Genomic DNA, 17,135 nt, shown 5'->3' on the forward strand with positions numbered 1-17,135 from the left:
ATGCGCAGAATCCTCGTGACGGGGGCCGGCGGAAACGCCGCACGCAATTTCATCGCTTCCCTCCGCATGGCGCCGGAGCCGTTCTACATCGTCGGAACGGATACCAATACGTTCCACCTGGCCTGCACCGACTCCGACGCTTCGTACGTCGTGCCCCGCTGCGATGACCCCGGCTATGAAGAAGCCTTGCTGGCCATCGTGGCCATGGAGCGGGTCAGCCTGATTCATCCCCAGCCTGATTCCGAGGTCGGGTGGCTGTCGGAGCATCGGGACCACTTCCCGGGTCTGCTCTTTCTGCCCGAGCACGCAGACGTGGTGGCCTGTCAGGACAAGATGCACTGCAACCGCATGCTGGCCGCGGCCGGAGTGCCGGCGCCGCGTTCCATTCGGGTACATGCCCACCTCGATTTCGAGGACAGCGTTCGCACACTCATGGGGCGCTCCGGAAAAGTCTGGGTCCGTGCCATTCGAGGCGCCGGATCCCGAGCTGCCCTCCCGGTGACCACCGGGGAGCAGGCGTTCAACTGGGTGCGCTACTGGGCGGCGAATCGCGCTTCGGCAACCACGGATTTCATGCTCAGCACGTTCCTGCCGGGGGCCGAGTTTGCATTTCAGAGCGTCTGGTACGACGGCGAGCTGTTAACCTCAATGGCGCGTGAGCGTACCGAATACCTGATGGGCAACCTGATGCCGTCCGGTCAGTCCTCCAGTCCGAGCATCGCGCGCACCGTGCATCGCGATGACGTCAATGAGATCGCCTCGGCGGCCGTTCGGGCCGTCAGCCCCAAGCCCCACGGGATCTACTGTGTGGACCTAAAGGAGGATGACGACGGCACCCCGTCGGTCACTGAAATCAACACCGGCCGGTTCTTCACCACCAGCAATTTCTTTGCGGCGGCAGGATCGAACATGCCATACTACTACGTCCGGCTTGCCTTTGGCGAGCGCGTGGACGGCCTCGAACCGTTCAACGCCTGTGAACCCGACCTGTACTGGGTGCGTGGCGTCGATCGAAAACCCCACCTGTTCAAGGGAGCCCCATGGATTCAGCGTCGCGCCGCGTAATTGAACACGCACCACTGGTTCTGGCCGATTTCGACGGCACCATTGCCTCGTTGCGCACAGACTGGAATGACCTCAAGCGCCGACTGGCCGGTCTGTGTGGAGCACGGGACTGGCCCTGGGACGAGGGCAGGGGACTGGATCAGAATCTGAGGCGGGTCCGCTCCACGCACGGCGAGGGAGCCTTCCTTTCCTTGTGTCGCGTTGTGGCAGAGGCCGAAATCGCCGGCTTTCAGGGTGCGGCCGTCTCAACCGAGCTCGTCACCATGTTGCGGGATCGCGCAGGCGAGCCTACCGCCATCGTGACCAACAATACCAAGTCGGGCGTTCAGCGCATCCTCAAGCACCCGATTTTCGCCGGCCTTGACGTGCGGGTGATCGGCAAAGAGGACGTGGCCCGCAGCAAGCCGTCTCCGGACGGACTGATCAGGGCGTGTCAGCTCTACGTGGCATCACCGCGAGCAACCGTGTTTATCGGCGATGCCGACACGGACGAGCAGGCGGCCCAGTTGGCCGGAATCGGGATTTTCATTCGGGCCCCGCGCCCCGGGCACACTACGTTGCGCATGGCGGCCTGACGCTGCAGGCAAGCCAGCCCAATGAAACAAAAAAACGGCCGCTGCCCGAGTGAGCAACGGCCGTCTGAATGCGTGACTCGGGGACCTACGAGGGGTCCACGTGCACGAACTTGCGGTCGTTTCGACCTCGTGCAAAGCGCACTGTGCCGGACGACGTGGCGAACAGTGTGTCGTCTCCACCACGGCCGACGTTGGTGCCCGGGTGGAACTTGGTACCGCGCTGTCGCACGATGATGGAGCCGGCCTGGACGAACTCACCGCCGTAGGCCTTCACGCCGAGCATCTTGGGGTTGGAGTCGCGACCATTCTTGGTCGACCCCATTCCTTTCTTATGTGCCATATCGGTTTCCTTTCGGTTTGGGAGGTCAGCCGGGGCGGCCGCCGTCCAGTTCATCCTGAAGCTTCTGCAGGGCGTCCCAGTCACCGGCCGCTGCCAGTTTGGCCTGCTGGGGCCACGTGTCCGGAATCAGGCGCGCCATGCTGGGTCCGGCCTCGGTCAGCACCTCCTTGAGGTGGTCTACCGAAGCATCGGCCAGCTTGGCGAACGAGTCGATACCCGCTTCCTTGAACACCTTCGAAGTCTTGGGGCCGATACCTTCGATTTTGGTCAGGTCATCTGCCTTGGCCTTCTTGGCCGTGGACTTCTTGGGGGCCGCCGCCTTCGGAGCTTCGGCCTTCGGGGCCTCGGCTTTCGGCGCTGCTGCCTTGGGTGCTTCCGCCTTGGGTGCTTCGACCGCCGGGGCTTCCGCCTTGGGCGCCTCTACCTTGGCTTCGGCTTTCGGTGCGGCCTTGGCTTTCGAAGCCGACTTCTTCTTCCCGCTACCGTCCAGAGCCAGTTTCTCCACCAGAATCTGCGTGTACGGCTGGCGATGCCCCCGCTTCACCTTGTAGCGCTTGCGGCGCTTCTTCTTGAAGACGAGCACCTTGTCGGCCTTGACGTGCTCTACGACCGTGGCCTCCACCGAGGCGCCGTCTACAACCGGCGTTCCCACGGAGACCGAGTCGTCGTTGGAGACGAGCAGGACTCGGTCAAACGAGACCTTGGATTCGGGGGCGTCCTGAAGACGGGGGACAAAGAGTCGATCGTTCTCCCGGACCTTGTACTGCTTCCCGGAAATTTCTACGATCGCGTACATATGTAACCTCTGCTTTGGGGCGCCGGATTGGCTACCGACGCGAGAGTGAAATGCAAAACGCTGTGCTGTAGGCCGTAAATTGGCCTAGCCGACAAGTATACAGCCAAATGGCCCTCGAAATCAACAAGGCCCGGTGGGTGACACTGCCTCGAGCAGGTCGCGTCCCGGTCGGAAAAGTGCTCTGCATTGGTCGCAACTACGCGAAACACGCCGCAGAGATGAACAGTCCGGTTCCGGAATCGCCCCTGGTGTTTCTGAAGCCTGCAACGTCGTTGACGGCGTCCGGCTCCACCGTAGACGTCCCGGAAGGGCTTGGATCCGTCCATCACGAGGTAGAAATGGTGGTATTGGTGGGATCTCCACTGAAGCACGCGACCGAGCAGCAGGCCCGCGAGGCCATCGCCGGGCTTGCCGTTGGACTCGACATGACCGCGCGCGACGTACAGGCACGCGCCAAGCAGGCAGGCCACCCATGGTCCGTCGCCAAAGGCTACGACTCGTTTGCGCCTGTCGGGACCATGGCTCCTCCCGGCGAAACCAGCCGCAGGAGAATCACCCTCGAGATCAATGGCAAGACGGTTCAGGACGGCACCACCTCGGACATGATCTTCGGTGTGCCCCAACTGCTCGCGTACAGCTCGCGCATCTTCACCCTGGAGCCCGGAGACCTGCTGTTTACCGGGACCCCGGAGGGGGTCGGGCCGGTGCATCCGGGCGATGTGCTCATCGCCCGCATTGACGGTTTGCCGGAACTGCAGGTCTCGGTCCGTTCGGTGCCTGCCTGAACCGACCGGACCCTACAGGCTTCGCTGCAGGATGCCGGCCACCATGTCGGCGGGCGTTTGGCGTTCAGTGATCACCTCGAACCGAGTCGGGTTGTCCTCGGGCACCCAGACCTCCGCCGGACGTGGCCTGAGGTTGTATTCCGAGGCCATCACGTATCCGTAGGCACCCACGTCAAGAATGGCCAGCGCGTCTCCCTCGCGGATTTCGGCCACCTCGCGCTGGCGCGCGAACGTATCGCCGGTCTCGCAGATGTTGCCGACCACGTCGTAGGTGCGCAGCGGGCCGTTCGGGTTGCTGAGATTGACGATCTCGTGGTAGCTGTTGTACATGACGGGCCGCACGAGATGACTCATGCCCGAGTCCACGCCCACAAAGCATCGGTCGCCGTTGTCCTTGATGGTCGTCGCGGACACGACCAGAGCCCCCGCCTCGGCCACGAAGTACCGTCCCGGCTCAAACCAGACTTCGGCTCCGGTTTCCCGATGGAACGAGCGCAGGGAATCGCCAAACCGCTCGCCGAACCGCGACAGGTCCAGCGGCTTCTCGGACGCGCGATACGGCACGCCCAGTCCGCCGCCGAGATTGACGAAACGCAGGCCTGCGAACTCGCGGGCGGCGTCCAGCATGACCTGCACGGCCGACCAGAGCGTGTCGATATCGGGGATGCCGCTGCCGATGTGTTGATGCAGCCCGACCAGCTGCAAGTCGTGCTGCCGGACCACCTCACGAACGGCCGGCAGTTGGTCCACGGGTATTCCAAATTTGGACAGCGAACCCGCGGTAATCACATGATCATGATGGCCCGCACCAATCAGCGGGTTGATGCGCACGCATACCTCGCAGCCGGGAAACGCCTGACCAAAGCGCTGAAGCCGGGACAACTCCCCGATGTTCAGGAGCACCCCCTGCGCCTGCGCGAAGTGCATTTCCGCATCGGTCATGTTGTTGGCAGAAAACAGGACCTCGCCGGGTGGGAATCCCACCCGAAGGGCAAGAAGCAATTCGCCGGGCGAGACGGCATCGATTCCCACACCCTGATCCAGAAACATCTTCAGGACCCGCGGATGCCCGTTGGCCTTCATCGCATACAGCAAGCGACTGGGGGCCGCTTGGAGCGCCGTGTGCAGACGCTCGATCTGTTTGCGAATCGACCGCTCGAAGTACACATAGGTCGGCGTATCGCAGGTTCGGGCGATTCTGGTCAGGATTTCCGGAAAGGGGGGAGGTTTGTGCATTGCTACAGGATGACCTCTTCAAAGGGGATGTCTTCTGCGGCCCTGACGAACACCGTGGTTGGCAGGCCGCGTGTGTTGCGCTGCACGTCCCGGTAGTACCGGGCAAAGTCCTCGTCCGGAGGCTTCAGGCCAAGAAATACGATGTCCGCGTCTTCCGACGAGTTGCGCAGAATATCGGGGAATGCACGGCCTTCCGAAACGATGACTTCGTGCAGGACACCGGTCCGCGAGGAAGCCAGCAGATCCGACAGATTTCTGCGAGCACCTGCGGCCGCATCCTCGTTGGGCACGACCATTTTGACCGTAACAACCGAGCCGCGCCATGGCAGCGACGTGCGGAGCATGTAGGCCAGCGTGATCATGAGGCCGCCGTTACCCTTCAGGCCGCTCCACCAGAGGTCGATACGGCGCTGCTGGCCGAATTCCTGTTCGTCGTCATAACGCACGATCAGCGTGTTGCGGCGCGACTCGTGCAGCAGGCGAATCAACTTGGCGTAGTCGTCCAGCCGCTCCAGGTCTCCTGTGGCGCCGATCACCACAGTGTTGGGCACCAGGGCACCCAGGCCGTAGGTCTGCAAAAGCTGCCTGGACCCCTGGAACGGCGATTCTGCCGGCAGCACGCGCACAAAACCGGGCACGCCCTGGCGGTCCATGTACTCACGGATGGTGCTCTCCAGTCGGTCCACCCGGTCGACCTCCATGTCGGGAGGTAGCACCGAGGCTACCGTCAGCAGACCCCGGTTGTGCGATATGGCCGCGGCAAACTCGACGAGGTGCCAGCGTTTGGTGGGCGCGCCCGACAGCACCAGGAAATGCGGGCGCCAGTTCTTGGCATCGGCGGGTTGGCGCAGCCTGAGCAGGCCGGCCCGGGTAAGGCTAAGCCACAGGCCCAGCCGCACGTCTCCCCAGGCAGATTTCAGCTCCTGGCGTTCCAGCCAGATGTAGATGCCGCCGACAATCACGAGGGCAGCGACCGTGGCTGCCCCGTTGATCAGAAACATGACGGCCACACACCCGGCGGCACCCACGGCAGACCAGAACCAATGGATGCGAAGTTCGGGCCGGAACGACGGGTTTCCGAGGAACCGCTCCAGTCCGGCCGTCACGTTCAGCACGCCGTAGGTAGCCAGGAAGAACATGGACAGCACCGGGGCGACCGCATTGAGGTTGCCCAGCATCACCGTGATGATGGCCACACCCAGTGTGACGGCGGTGCCGATGCGGGGCTCATCGTCCGGTCCGGACCCCGAGCCGAGAAACGAAAACGCGCGGGGGAGTGCGCCGTCCCGAGCCAGGGCCTGCAGTACACGGGGCGCCCCGAGAATGCTGCCGACCGCGCTCGAAAGGGTAGCGCCCCAGATCCCCAGCAGGATGAATTCGCCGAAGCGGGCCATGCGCGTCATGATCATGGGGTCGGCCACCAACTGTTCCGGTGTGGCCCACGCGTTCAGCAGCACGGGCAGGGACATGTAGATGACGTACCCCGTGCCGACGGCAGCGAGGGTGCCGGTGGGTATCGCCTTTCTGGGCTCGGCCAGGTCACCCGACATGTTGACGCCGGCCATGATGCCGGTCACCGCCGGAAAAAACACGGCGAACACCGTCCAGAACCCGGCCGGTTCGAAGGCCTGCGACGGCACCGACGCCTGGGTCTCGACAGAGTCTCCTAGGACCAGCGAAAGCAGCGAGAGCGCAATGGCCAGCATGATGCCGTACTGGATGCGCATGGCAAACCGGGCCGAGGTCAGGGCTACCAGCGCCACCGCCACCGTGGTCACCAGCGCGGCAAAGCGCGCGTCCACCTGCGGAAACACGGACGCCACACTCTCTGCAAAACCGATCGTGTACAGCGCCACCGACAGGGCCTGTGCGAAATACAGCGGGATGCCGACCGCCCCGCCGGCCTCGATACCGAGCGAGCGGGAAATCATGAAGTAGGCCCCGCCGCCTTTCACGTCCTGGGCAGTTGCGATCGACGAGATGGAAAGCGCCGTCAGAAACGTGATCGACGTGGCCAGGGTGACGATGAGCAGGGTGCCGCCCAGTCCCACGTTGCCTACCACCCAGCCAAAACGCAGGTACATGATGACGCCGAGGATCGTCAGGATCGACGGCGTAAAGACTCCGGCGAATGTGCCGAGTCCGGCAGGCTGACTCGCTGTTGCGGTGGGTCCTGGGGGCTGGGTCATCGCGCGGCGATGATACGGAAGTCGTCGCAGGAGGGGCGATGAAAACCGCGGCAGGCCACGGCCTGGCTTACAGTAGCAGTTCGGCCAGGATGTAGTCCACGATCAGAATATTGACGCACGACGTCACCACAGCCTCGGTGGCACTTCTGCCCACGCCGTCTGCTCCACCCGTCGTGGAGAAGCCCTTCCAACAGGCAATGCAGGTGATGACCACGCCGAACGCCAGGGATTTGGTCATCCCGTAGAATGCGTCGAAGGGAAGGAAATATGTCCGTGCGCCCCGGATGTACGCCTCAAACGGGAGATAGTCGAGTAGCGAGCCGGCCGCCCCGCCAGCGATCACGGCCACCAGGGTTGAGGCCACATACAGCGCCGGAAACATCAGCACCGCACCCAGCACACGGGGTATGACCAGGTATCCCAGCGAATTGATGCCCATGGCCTCAAGGGCGTCGATCTGGTCGGTGACCTTCATGGTGCCGAGCTCTGCGGCTATCGATGCGCCCACCCGCGACGCCATCACAAGGCCAGGCACCAGGGCGCACATCTCCAGCATGAGCGTCGGGACCACGACGGCACCGACCGTGTCCTCACTCAGGATCACATTTTGCAGCTGGTACGCCGTCTGCACGGTGGTCACGATTCCTGCGAAAGCGCTGGCGAGCATGACAACCGGCAGCGCCTCGAACCCGACCCGAACGGCCTGATGCATGATCAGACGCCGATAGCGCCAGGTATCACCGATACTGCGTCCGGCGCGCGCGAGAAAGCCCGCGAAACGCCCCACCTGTTCGAGCTGTCGGATCAGCCCACTCAGACCAGCACCCTCCTCAGGTGATCGCGCAGCATGCGCGCGAAGTCCAACAGACCGGTGGGTCGGGTGCCAGCCCGCATGTTCTTCCGTCCGATGCGGTACGCGACGGACCACTGTCTGAACAGGGTGGCCCAGGCGCCAAAGATCGATGTGCCGGGTTGATAGATGTGGGTGGCCTCGCTCGTCACGCCGTTCAGTTCGATGATCTGCAATCCGGTTCCCGCCGCCAGGTCCTCCTCCGACGGCACACGCAGGTCGAAGCGTCCAAAGTGGAAGCCGTCGATGCGTTCCGAGATATGTGTCATGGATTCCGTGAGGGCAGGGGTGATGAGGTGCCGGCCGTCGAGGAAAACGGCTCCCCGGCAGTGGGTGCCCAGTTCGACCAGTCGGATCCGCTCTCCGTCCTCGGGCACATAATCCAGGCGCTCGGCATTCGCGCGTTCATACACGTTCAGCATGGCGATAGCGCGATCATCGTCCACAATCAGCCGGTGCAGCATGTCGCGTCCGTTGCCGACGACCTCCGGGAATCGTTTGTCCGTGACGGAAAACACGACGCCCTCCTCACTGTCCGGGTCCCGGTACCAAAACACCCCGAACTCGCGGCCCGGCACGTAGCGCTGCACAATCGATGCCCGGGCCGGGCGCGCAAAATAGCGCAGCACGTCCTCGTCCGAGTGGGCTATCGAGACGCCTCGGCCGCGCTCGCCGACATCGGGCTTGAGGACAAGCGGGTAGTGCACTGCTCGCCGCGCCATGAACGCCTGTACCAGCCGCAGTCCCTCCGGGGGGCGAACACGGGCAGGGATGCGGGCATAGTCGGCGACGTACTCGCCGGGTATGAGGTCCAGTATGTCGGCCTTGGATTCGCCCACGAGACCCCCGTGCGGAATGCCCGGGTTTGCCGCTGTAAACGCGAGCGGGTGGCGAAAACGCACGGCCAGCCCCATGCACCAAAGCACCACCGGTGGGTAGAAGGCCCAGGGCGGCCAGAATTCCCACTGCACGGTGCCTTTCCACGCACCGACCAGGCGGCGGCGACCCTCGTGGGTGGCCATGAGCGGGATCAGTCGGGTCGCGACGATGAGCGTGACCACAAGGCCGAACAGCACCCACAGGGCGTAGGCCTCAAAGCGTTCGTAGTACTGTAGCACCCCCTGGCCGAGCCACATGGACAGCGCCACCAGCGCCGGTGTCCAGAGCAGGGCGGCAAGCAGGAAATAGCCCAAAAAGCGGCCGAAGGGTGCCTTCAGCACGCCCGCCGCCAGATAGGTGGGCAAGCGGGTGCCGGGAATGAAGCGCGAGACCAGTACGGCCCGAATGCCACGCTCGTCGAACCACTTCTCACCGACCCGAAGACGCTCCTCGGAGACAAACCATCGAAAGGGTCGCCGCGAAATCAGAGGACGACCAGCCCATCGGCCGAGCGCGTACAGGCCGACGTCTCCGATCACGATGCCCGCCAGCGCGGCCAGAAAAGCCTGGAGAAATGTCAGCGTGCCGCGGGCGGCCATCAGTCCGGCTCCGATGGTTGCGAGGTCTTCGCTGCCGAGTGTGGCGACTGCGACCAGGGACATGAGCACGAACAGGGTGAATCCTCCCGGCGGAGGCACCGAGTCCGGATCGAAGGGTCGAGCGGCTGCCCGCACTCGGGCGGAATCGGCCGCCTCCCGCCGCAGGGTCTGCCCCGACTCCACCCGGTCAACGAATGAGGCCACCAGGGCGGCCGTGGTGTCCGGCAGGGCGAACGGGAAGCTGTGGCCCGCGTCGCTGAAGGTGGACAGCTCACTCTGGGGCACCAGGCGGTAGTGCTCCACGGCTGCCGCATAGGGTACCAGCGGATCGTCCCGGCCGTGAATGATGAGCATGGAGGGCTCAAACGCCTTCAGGATGCCGCGAAGGGGCCGTTGATCGGTCTCATAGAAATTCCGGGCGTATGGAACGCCGAGAATCGCATCGTCCAGCCAGCCGAAATGAGGTGTGGCTTCCCGCAGCAGCCACAGGGCGGAGAGCTGTAGCCCGTGGATGGCGTGGTTCAGCAGGTAGGTGCCCGTCAATTCCAACTCCTGCACGCCGATCGCGGACAGCATCACCACCGAGGAGAACCGCTCGGGCTGCATGCGATACCCTTCCAGCGCGACTCCGCCTGCCATGCTGTAGGCCACGACGTGCGCGGTCGGCACGTCGAGGCTGTCCAGCCAACTCAGCAGGTAACGACCATGCGCACGTACGGAGTAGTCCGGGATCTCCTGCGTGGATCGCTCGAATCCAGGCAGGTCGGGGGTCAGGACTCTGTATCCACGCTCACCCAGCGCCTCATGCATGTCCATCATGGAGCTCGAGGCAACCGGACTGCCGTGCAGGAGCACGATGGTCGGGCCGTCACCAGTCTGATCCGCGTAGGCCAAACGAACCGTATCGCCCTCAACGTGGGTGTCGCCCTCCACAGGTGGGAGATGGACCGCTGTCTGATAGGGTCTCAGGGACGGGGGGTCCGAAAGGAACCGAACAATCCCCGAGGCTACCAGAGCCAGCAGGTAACCGGCGACTAGCCAGCGGAGCAAGGCACCTCTTCCGGTGCCGCGGTCAGGCACAGGAAGCGATCAGTCTTTTGTCGCCATACTGCGGTGGCGCAGCGTGGACGGGGCCACTCCGAAGTCCGGCGAAGGCTCGCGTCCCTGCAACCGGAGGATGAATGCAATCAGGGCGTAGTGGTGCACCGTGTGTGCCTGCAGATACTGCAGTTCGCGGCGCGCGGTGCTGCGGGACCACGGATCACTGTCCGAACCGTGGGAAGAGCCGTCCAGCCGGACGCGGACTTCGCAGTCGTGACCGGACAGGGCCTCCATGGCCTCCACCAGAGCGAGCACCACACTGCGAGCGTACTCCGTGCTACCCGATATCCGTTCGTCTCTCCGTCGACCATCATAGTCGATGGCGCCTGACGGCAGGCCCTGCACAAAACACTGATAGTGCTCGAGAATGTGGCGCAGGTGCTCACCAACTCCGCTCCGGAAGAACGGAGGGCGCGTCTCGATGAAGGCCGCATCGTCCAGGTCCTCCAACAGGAGAAGAGCCTGGCGCAGATAGGCCACGTTGTGCGCAACAAGCGTGACAGTACTCATTCGGTCGGGGCGCCGTGGATGGGTTCGAAGGCCGCACTGACCCGTTCGTGAAGTCGTGCAGTCAGCGCCTTACGGTTTTCTGCCTGCACAGGATTCGGGTCGAAGGACAACCAGGCGTCGAAGTGGGGGATGCTGAGCAGGTGATACAGATGATCCAGAAAGGTCATCGAACCCCACCAGCAGACGGTGTGGGCCGTGTCGATTCCAGGGGGAGTGGTATACCGCAGCGTGGCCGCGTGGACCGGAAAACCGGTCACGGAAGGATACGCCAGAAGCCCTGAGTGAAATCGCTCAACCTGGGCCCCGGCGGTCGAAGTGCCCTCCGGAAACACGGTGAGTCCTCGCTGCCGGGCAAGTACATCGGCAACCAGGGTATTGATGCGCATGAGCTCTCGTTTGTTACTGCGATCCAGAAAAAGCGTGCCGGTAAGCCGGGCCAGCCCTCCGATCACAGGCCATCGCGCGATTTCGGCCTTCGAGATGAACTCGGTCCCGGTAGCAGCGCGGAGCACCAGGATGTCCATGTAGCCGAGGTGGTTGCAGACCAGCATGAACGGAGGGTCCGGCGCAGGCCCGTCGACATGGAGCCGAACGCCCAGCGGCCGCAGCACGGCGCGTGCCGAGGCCGTGACCAGGGCGGCCCGGGCGCGGCGGGACGAGGCCGGGAATGCGATAAGGGCCAGTCCGGTGACGGCCAGCACCGCGGCCAGCAGGCTCATGACGGTGAGGATAAAGAGCAGCCGGAGGCCACCGCGCAGCGGCGCTAGGACGGACACGTAAAGAAGGCCAGTCTCGCCGGCTCCAGCGCCTCGAGGTCAAAGAGCGCCAGATAATCCACAGTGCGGAATTCGCGATCGATGGCGGGTTCCGAACAGATGCGCGCTCCCAGGGAGAGGTACGCGCTCATGAGACGGGGAATGTGGTCGCCTCCGGGTTCGGGATGATCCAGCAGGCATCGGTGGCTTTCCAGCGCGGGGATCAGGAAGGCACGATGCAGGCCATCCTGCCGCCTGAGGCGTTCGAAGACGCGCGTTGCCTCGTGTGGGTCCTGGCTGGTGAGCGAGCAGCAACCGAACAGGTAGCGCAGTTGATTGAACGCCAGATACTGCCCCAGACCCTGCCACAGCAGATACAGCACACGCAGGTTGCGGTGCTCCCGGGCGATGCATGCGCGGCCTATCTCAGCCGAGGCCGCGAGCACATCAGCCGGCATGGCACCGAGTTCGAACTCAGACGCTGAATAGAAGCCGCATCCGGCAGCAGCCATGTCCCCGGTCTGCAGCCGGTAGGTACCCACGACGGCACCGGAAGCCCGGTCCCGCACCAGCAGGTGATGACAGTGCGCATCGAATCGGTCCACGTCACGACCGGTCTCATGCGAGGCCTCCAGGCCTTCCTCCAGCTCCAGATTGAACACCCGGTAGCGCAGCAAAAAGGTCTGATCGAGGTCTTCGGGTGTAGCCGCAAACTCCAGCGCGTAGCGGCTGCTGGACGAAGTCAGCACCGGGAGCCTGTGCGGTGCGGGAAGCGCAAAATCAGGAACGGCCGACATGGCTCAGGTGTCCGGCCGGTACAGCTGGGCGTCATCGACCTCGATCCACTCCAGGCCCGGAAGACGCCAGGTGGTGCCGCGCAGTTCGATGCGTCGGGCGGCCAACCGCACGGCCTCCTCGCGTTCGAGGCCTGTCAGGAATACCGGCTCGCGCTCGGCTCCACCCAGCGGCTCGGGCTGGAACATGGCAGGCACGCCGCCCAGGATGCAGTGCCGGGCACAGGCACGGTGCACCGTGCCGTGCGCCGGATTCATCACGCCCAGGAAACACTTCGCGCCGACGATTTCGCCGACCATGCGCACCGGCCCCCCCTGCACGGGCACGGGCATGGGGTCGATGGTCTCGGAGACCTGTGTGGCCTCGGAGCCCAACTCCAGCATCACATGCGCACCGCGAACAATGCGGAAGCCGGAGGCCTGCACATTCGAGCCCGGGAGTGCATCCACCTGCGCTCCCGCCTTGCCACTTCCGACCAGAGTGACGACAGATCCGTCCGCCATTCTGAGATGCGGCACCGGATGGGTGCCGAAGCGGCCTTGAACTTCGGAGGTGTTACCGAACTCAAAGCGGGATTCATCAAACGCCTGGGCCTGCACCAGGAGTGCCAGGCAAATGACCAGGAGAATCCCGGTGACGGGCACGAATCGTCGCACCATGCGCCGGTGCGGCTCGGGGGAACGTTCCTGATAGCCTATGTAAAACGGATCATCCATCGATCGTGGCAGGCTCTACGGAAGTGCCGGGCGGAAGTGGCGTCGGATCCAGGTAGACATGGCCCTTTCGCACGGCCACTCGGAAAACCGGCAGGCGTTCGGTAAAGGGGTCGGGTGCACAGCCGGTCTGCACGTCATACTCATAGCCATGCCAGGGGCACACGGCGCAGCCGTTGATGACACGCCCCTCCCAAAGCGGGCCGCCTTGATGACGACACACCCCCGACAGTGCTGTTACCTGGCGGCCGCTACGAAACACGGCCACCGACTCGCCGGCAACCTCCACGCTGCAGGCGCGGCCGTCGGGAATGTCCACGGCCGCGCAGACAGGTATCCAGTCGGTTTCCGCGTGAGAGGCGGGCCTCTGGCGACGATCCCGTACCGCCGCCGCGATGTGCGTTCCGCCGACCAGCGTCAGGCCGGCCAGCACGATGCCACCCCACACGGACCCGTTTGGCTGGTGAAGGATGCCGAACGCCACATGGGCAATCAGGGCTGCATAGGCGACGTAGACGCCCTGGTGCAGTCGCTTCCAGGTCACGGCCGACAGGCGCGAGAGCCAGAAGTCGTGACTGGTCGCCGCCATGAGAAAGAGTACGACAAGCGCGAGAAGCCCGAACGCCTGGAACGGCACGGTGCCCTCTACCGGGCCACCTCCGTCCGTGAGGATGGAGACCACGGGATTCAGAGGCCCTAGCACGTGAAACTGAACGGTGCTCAACACCGCGTGAGCCAGCGCCATGACGAACATGGTCACGCCGAGGTGCCGCCGATTGTAGAGCAGGGGGGCAGTGCCCGGAAACAGCCGATGCAGCGGCCCGATGATCAGCACCACGTGCAGCAGCACGAACGCTGCGGAGCCGAATGCGCGTATGAGCGCAGTTTCGACGGTCGCATCCGGAAACAGCACAAACGTGCCGGCCACGAACGCGGCCAGATACAGCGCCAGGCCCGCGAGCAGCACCGTGTCGTATATCCGCTTCTGCCGGTTCCAGCCGACGGCCTGATACGCGTGACCCATCAGTCGACCACCTCGGTCTGTGCCGCGTCCGGTCTGGACGTCCAGCCGGCCGCCAGGGCTGCGAGCGACACCAGTATCATCACGATCACGGCCACAAGGTGAACTCGCCTCGGCGGGGCAGGCCGTCCGATGGGCTCATCGTGCGCGGTGTGCGGAGGAGCCGGCCGCGCCGAACGGATCACGAGCGGCCACAGAGCGACGAGCCCGGGCGTAATGAGGACCCGAAACCCCCACGATCCCGCCCGCACGTCTGGATCCTCCGGGTCCACACCGCGGAACTGTCGCCAAATCGCAACGAGAACGCCGACCGCCACATAGAGGGCGAACAGACGCCAGATCCAGACGGCCAGTGGTTCAGGCATGAACAGATCGGTTGGGGGGATGGCAAGCTAACCGGGGCCGGGGTGCTGGGCAATTACCCGAGTATGACCGATCATGCGGCGCCACCTGAACTCTAGAGCCATGGCCGACGCCACCCTGTACAGCTGGGACGACATTGAAGAGGAAGCGCTGAATCCGCTTCTGGGTCGCAAACTCATCACTGGAGATGACGTGATGATCGCCCAGGTATTCCTGAAGAAGGGCGCCGTCGTGCCCATGCATTCCCACCACAATGAGCAGGTCACCTACATCCTGAAGGGCGTGCTGCGCTTCACCATCGGCGGTGACAACCCCCGAACGGTGGACGTGCATGCGGGCGATGTGCTTCATCTTCCGTCCCACGTGCCGCATGAGGCGCTCGCCCTGGAGGACACGCTGGATGTGGACGTGTTCACTCCGCCGCGGCAGGACTGGCTGGACGGGACTGACAAGTACCTGAGAGACGGTTGACAGCGGCGCGGCTCCATCAGGGACCCGCCTCCTCCAGCAGTTTGTCCAGGCCTGTTCGGAATCGGCGCGAGTCATAGTCGGCCATGCCGCCCTCGTGCACCGCAATCCGGCCCTCCCGGTCGACTACCACTGTAGTCGGAATCAGGCCCGTGCTCAGGCCCTGTGGGATCGGCCCGATTGGCCTGACCAACTCCAGGCCGAAGTCGCTGCGTTCCAGATACTCCCGGGCCACGCCCGGATCCTCGTCCAGGTTAACCATCAGGAAACGCACGCGCTCGCCGTAGTCGCGGTGCAGCCGCGAAATCGCCGGCATTTCGGCAAGGCACGGCGCACACCACGTGGCCCAGAAGTTGATGAACCGCACCTGGCCCTCAAAGTCCTCGAGCCGGTGAGCCTGTCCATCCGCGGTGCGCACCACCAGGCCGGTCGGTGCGGCCGCTCGCTCCTCCGAAGGGCGGATGTCCGGGTGAAACAGCCCGGTTTCAAGGAGGACACGCTGCATGCCTGCCTGCACGTGCACCGCCATGCCGGTCAGGTGAAGCACACCAATGACGAGCAGGCCCCATAGCCAGCCATTTTTCCACCAGGGCTGTTTCTCGCGCTTCTCCATCGCCGGATTTGGTGTTCTCCCAGGCCCCCGTGTTACGCGCGGCACCTATACTCCCGGCATGACCGCCGAGACCCTCATGCGACGCACCGGCGCCGCAGCAGTTCTGCTGTCGCTGGTGGGTGCCGTGGCCTGGTGGTTCACGGGCGATGGGCTGGTTGCCCGGTGGCTCGGCCCGGCACTGGAACGGGCGCCCGGGTTGTTGGCCCTGCATGCGTCTCTGGACCCGGCCGTGCGCGACCTGGCCTACTTCCAGGCCGTCGCCATGCCGGCCGGCCTCCGGTTCCTGGCCGGTCTCGCGGCGGTAGGCGCCGTGCTGGCCTGGTCGCCGTATCCGGCGAGACTCCAGGCGTTGTGGAGGGAATCCGATCCGCCCAGGGTGCTTGCCGCAACCCGAATCGTCGTCTTTCTGGCCGTCGCCGCCTACACCGACCCGGCAGAAATCGCACGCTTTGCGGCGCTCCCGCCGGGCCTGGAAATGGCCCCGCCCGGGCTGTCCTGGCTGCCTCTTCCGGGCCCCGTTCTCGCCCAGATCCTGGCGTGGCTGACCATAGGTGCTGCCCTTGCCGCAGCGGTCGGGATCCGGCCGCGTCTGGCCGCCTGGCTGTGTGTGGCGGCAGGTGTCGTTAGTCTGGGAGTGCCACAATTCTTCGGCAAGATCAACCACTATCACCACCTGTTGTGGTTCGCATCGGTGCTGGCTGCCGGGCCGTCGTGGCAGGTCTGGTCGGTCCAGCGCGCGGAAGGACGCGGCCGCGTTCTGCCATGGATCTGGCTGCTGATCGGTCTGATCTACTTCTTCCCGGGATTCTGGAAGTGGGTTGTGGCCGGGCCGTCATGGCTTGACGGGTCAGCTCTTGCCACCATGCTGCACGCGCAGTGGTATCGGATCGATGCGGTAGTCGGCGTGCGGTTTGACTCGGGCTGGCTGGCCGCGGCCTCCGGGACCGCGGTGCTGGTTTTTGAGCTTGGATTCGTGATCGCCCTCGCCTGGCGGCGGGCTCGTGGTCTGTTTGTGCTCGGAGCACTGGCCTTCCACGGGCTGACCTTCCTCGTCGCGGGCATCAGCTTCTGGTCGCTGGCCGTCTGCCTGGTAGCGTTTGCGCCGGCCCACTGGATGGGCGATGGAGGGCGTGCTGCGACAGCCGTCGCTGCCGGGGGGCTGTCCGACCGGGTCGGCCACTTCCTGGTCGGCGCCGCGCTGGTCACCGGGTTCGCCGGCATCGACACGTGGCCGATAGCCGTGTATCCGACATTCGCCGGCCTGCCCGATACCGTGTATCCCACGGTCCTGCTGGAGACCGACCGCGGCGAGCGCATCGACCCCTACCGCAGCCCGGGACTGGCCGAATCCTTCGGCCAGTCCCGCATCATGGGTCTGGTGAATCAGGTGTTGCAGGACGCCGAGCGCGGGCCAGCCTTGCGGTCGTCGGAGCCTACTGCGTCTACGGACTGCTCTTTCTGTCACCGCGCCAGTTCAAGAGC

General features: G+C 64.5%; 18 protein-coding genes. 5 read left to right on the plus strand and 13 right to left on the minus strand.

Annotated features, from left to right (window positions below):
- Positions 1-1,065, plus strand: a complete 1,065-nt coding sequence (locus tag JJ896_12610; GenBank protein ID MBO6780488.1) for an ATP-grasp domain-containing protein — start codon at positions 1-3, stop codon at positions 1,063-1,065.
- Entirely contained in the window at positions 1,041-1,640 is a 600-nt protein-coding gene (locus JJ896_12615) for an HAD-IA family hydrolase (protein ID MBO6780489.1), read from the plus strand. Before JJ896_12610 ends, JJ896_12615 begins: the two co-directional genes overlap by 25 nt.
- A gap of 85 nt (positions 1,641-1,725) precedes the next feature.
- Here the strand turns inward: JJ896_12615 and rpmA are convergent, their stop codons facing one another.
- The gene (gene rpmA / locus JJ896_12620; protein ID MBO6780490.1) at positions 1,726-1,980 is read right to left on the minus strand and encodes a 50S ribosomal protein L27; all 255 of its coding nucleotides are present in this window, start codon (positions 1,978-1,980) and stop codon (positions 1,726-1,728) included.
- Positions 1,981-2,005: 25 nt separating this feature from the next.
- Entirely contained in the window at positions 2,006-2,776 is a 771-nt protein-coding gene (gene rplU / locus JJ896_12625; GenBank protein MBO6780491.1) for a 50S ribosomal protein L21, read from the minus strand.
- A 107-nt stretch (positions 2,777-2,883) separates the two neighbouring features.
- Between rplU and JJ896_12630 the strand changes: the two genes are divergently transcribed.
- On the plus strand, positions 2,884-3,561 hold the full coding sequence (locus JJ896_12630; GenBank protein MBO6780492.1) for a fumarylacetoacetate hydrolase family protein: 678 nt from the start codon (positions 2,884-2,886) through the stop codon (positions 3,559-3,561).
- 12 nt (positions 3,562-3,573) lie between these two features.
- On the opposite strand, the gene lysA is transcribed toward JJ896_12630, so the two are convergent.
- From lysA to JJ896_12680, 10 genes are all read right to left on the minus strand, one after another.
- The gene (lysA, locus tag JJ896_12635; GenBank protein ID MBO6780493.1) at positions 3,574-4,797 is read right to left on the minus strand and encodes a diaminopimelate decarboxylase; all 1,224 of its coding nucleotides are present in this window, start codon (positions 4,795-4,797) and stop codon (positions 3,574-3,576) included.
- A gap of 2 nt (positions 4,798-4,799) precedes the next feature.
- Positions 4,800-6,986, minus strand: a complete 2,187-nt coding sequence (locus JJ896_12640; protein ID MBO6780494.1) for an amino acid permease — start codon at positions 6,984-6,986, stop codon at positions 4,800-4,802.
- A gap of 67 nt (positions 6,987-7,053) precedes the next feature.
- Positions 7,054-7,698, minus strand: a complete 645-nt coding sequence (locus JJ896_12645; protein ID MBO6780495.1) for an ABC transporter permease — start codon at positions 7,696-7,698, stop codon at positions 7,054-7,056.
- Between the two features lie 101 nt (positions 7,699-7,799).
- Positions 7,800-10,364, minus strand: a complete 2,565-nt coding sequence (locus JJ896_12650) for an alpha/beta fold hydrolase (protein ID MBO6780496.1) — start codon at positions 10,362-10,364, stop codon at positions 7,800-7,802.
- Between the two features lie 39 nt (positions 10,365-10,403).
- Positions 10,404-10,925, minus strand: a complete 522-nt coding sequence (locus JJ896_12655; protein ID MBO6780497.1) for a hypothetical protein — start codon at positions 10,923-10,925, stop codon at positions 10,404-10,406.
- Positions 10,922-11,701, minus strand: coding sequence for a 1-acyl-sn-glycerol-3-phosphate acyltransferase (locus tag JJ896_12660; protein ID MBO6780498.1), 780 nt, complete (start codon positions 11,699-11,701; stop codon positions 10,922-10,924). The genes JJ896_12655 and JJ896_12660 overlap by 4 nt, the downstream gene beginning before the upstream one ends.
- Positions 11,689-12,477 carry a GNAT family N-acetyltransferase gene (locus JJ896_12665; protein MBO6780499.1) on the minus strand — a complete coding sequence of 263 codons (789 nt, stop codon included), beginning with the start codon at positions 12,475-12,477 and terminating at the stop codon, positions 11,689-11,691. The genes JJ896_12660 and JJ896_12665 overlap by 13 nt, the downstream gene beginning before the upstream one ends.
- A 3-nt stretch (positions 12,478-12,480) precedes the next feature.
- A complete protein-coding gene (locus JJ896_12670; GenBank protein MBO6780500.1) occupies positions 12,481-13,191 on the minus strand; it encodes a hypothetical protein in 711 nt (236 codons plus the stop codon).
- Positions 13,184-14,212 carry a Rieske 2Fe-2S domain-containing protein gene (locus JJ896_12675; GenBank protein ID MBO6780501.1) on the minus strand — a complete coding sequence of 343 codons (1,029 nt, stop codon included), beginning with the start codon at positions 14,210-14,212 and terminating at the stop codon, positions 13,184-13,186. The genes JJ896_12670 and JJ896_12675 overlap by 8 nt, the downstream gene beginning before the upstream one ends.
- Entirely contained in the window at positions 14,212-14,574 is a 363-nt protein-coding gene (locus tag JJ896_12680) for a hypothetical protein (GenBank protein MBO6780502.1), read from the minus strand. The genes JJ896_12675 and JJ896_12680 overlap by 1 nt, the downstream gene beginning before the upstream one ends.
- 100 nt (positions 14,575-14,674) lie before the next feature.
- On the opposite strand from JJ896_12680, the gene JJ896_12685 reads away from it, so the two are divergent.
- Positions 14,675-15,043: a cupin domain-containing protein gene (locus tag JJ896_12685; GenBank protein MBO6780503.1), complete on the plus strand. Its 369-nt coding sequence runs from the start codon at positions 14,675-14,677 to the stop codon at positions 15,041-15,043.
- A 16-nt stretch (positions 15,044-15,059) separates the two neighbouring features.
- Here the strand turns inward: JJ896_12685 and JJ896_12690 are convergent, their stop codons facing one another.
- On the minus strand, positions 15,060-15,653 hold the full coding sequence (locus tag JJ896_12690; protein ID MBO6780504.1) for a TlpA family protein disulfide reductase: 594 nt from the start codon (positions 15,651-15,653) through the stop codon (positions 15,060-15,062).
- A 58-nt stretch (positions 15,654-15,711) separates the two neighbouring features.
- Between JJ896_12690 and JJ896_12695 the strand changes: the two genes are divergently transcribed.
- Positions 15,712-17,135 (plus strand): hypothetical protein (locus tag JJ896_12695; protein ID MBO6780505.1); only part of this gene is annotated, 1,424 nt, incomplete at its 3' end.

This window comes from Rhodothermales bacterium (genome assembly GCA_017643395.1).
Lineage (GTDB): Bacteria > Bacteroidota > Rhodothermia > Rhodothermales > UBA10348 > JABDJZ01.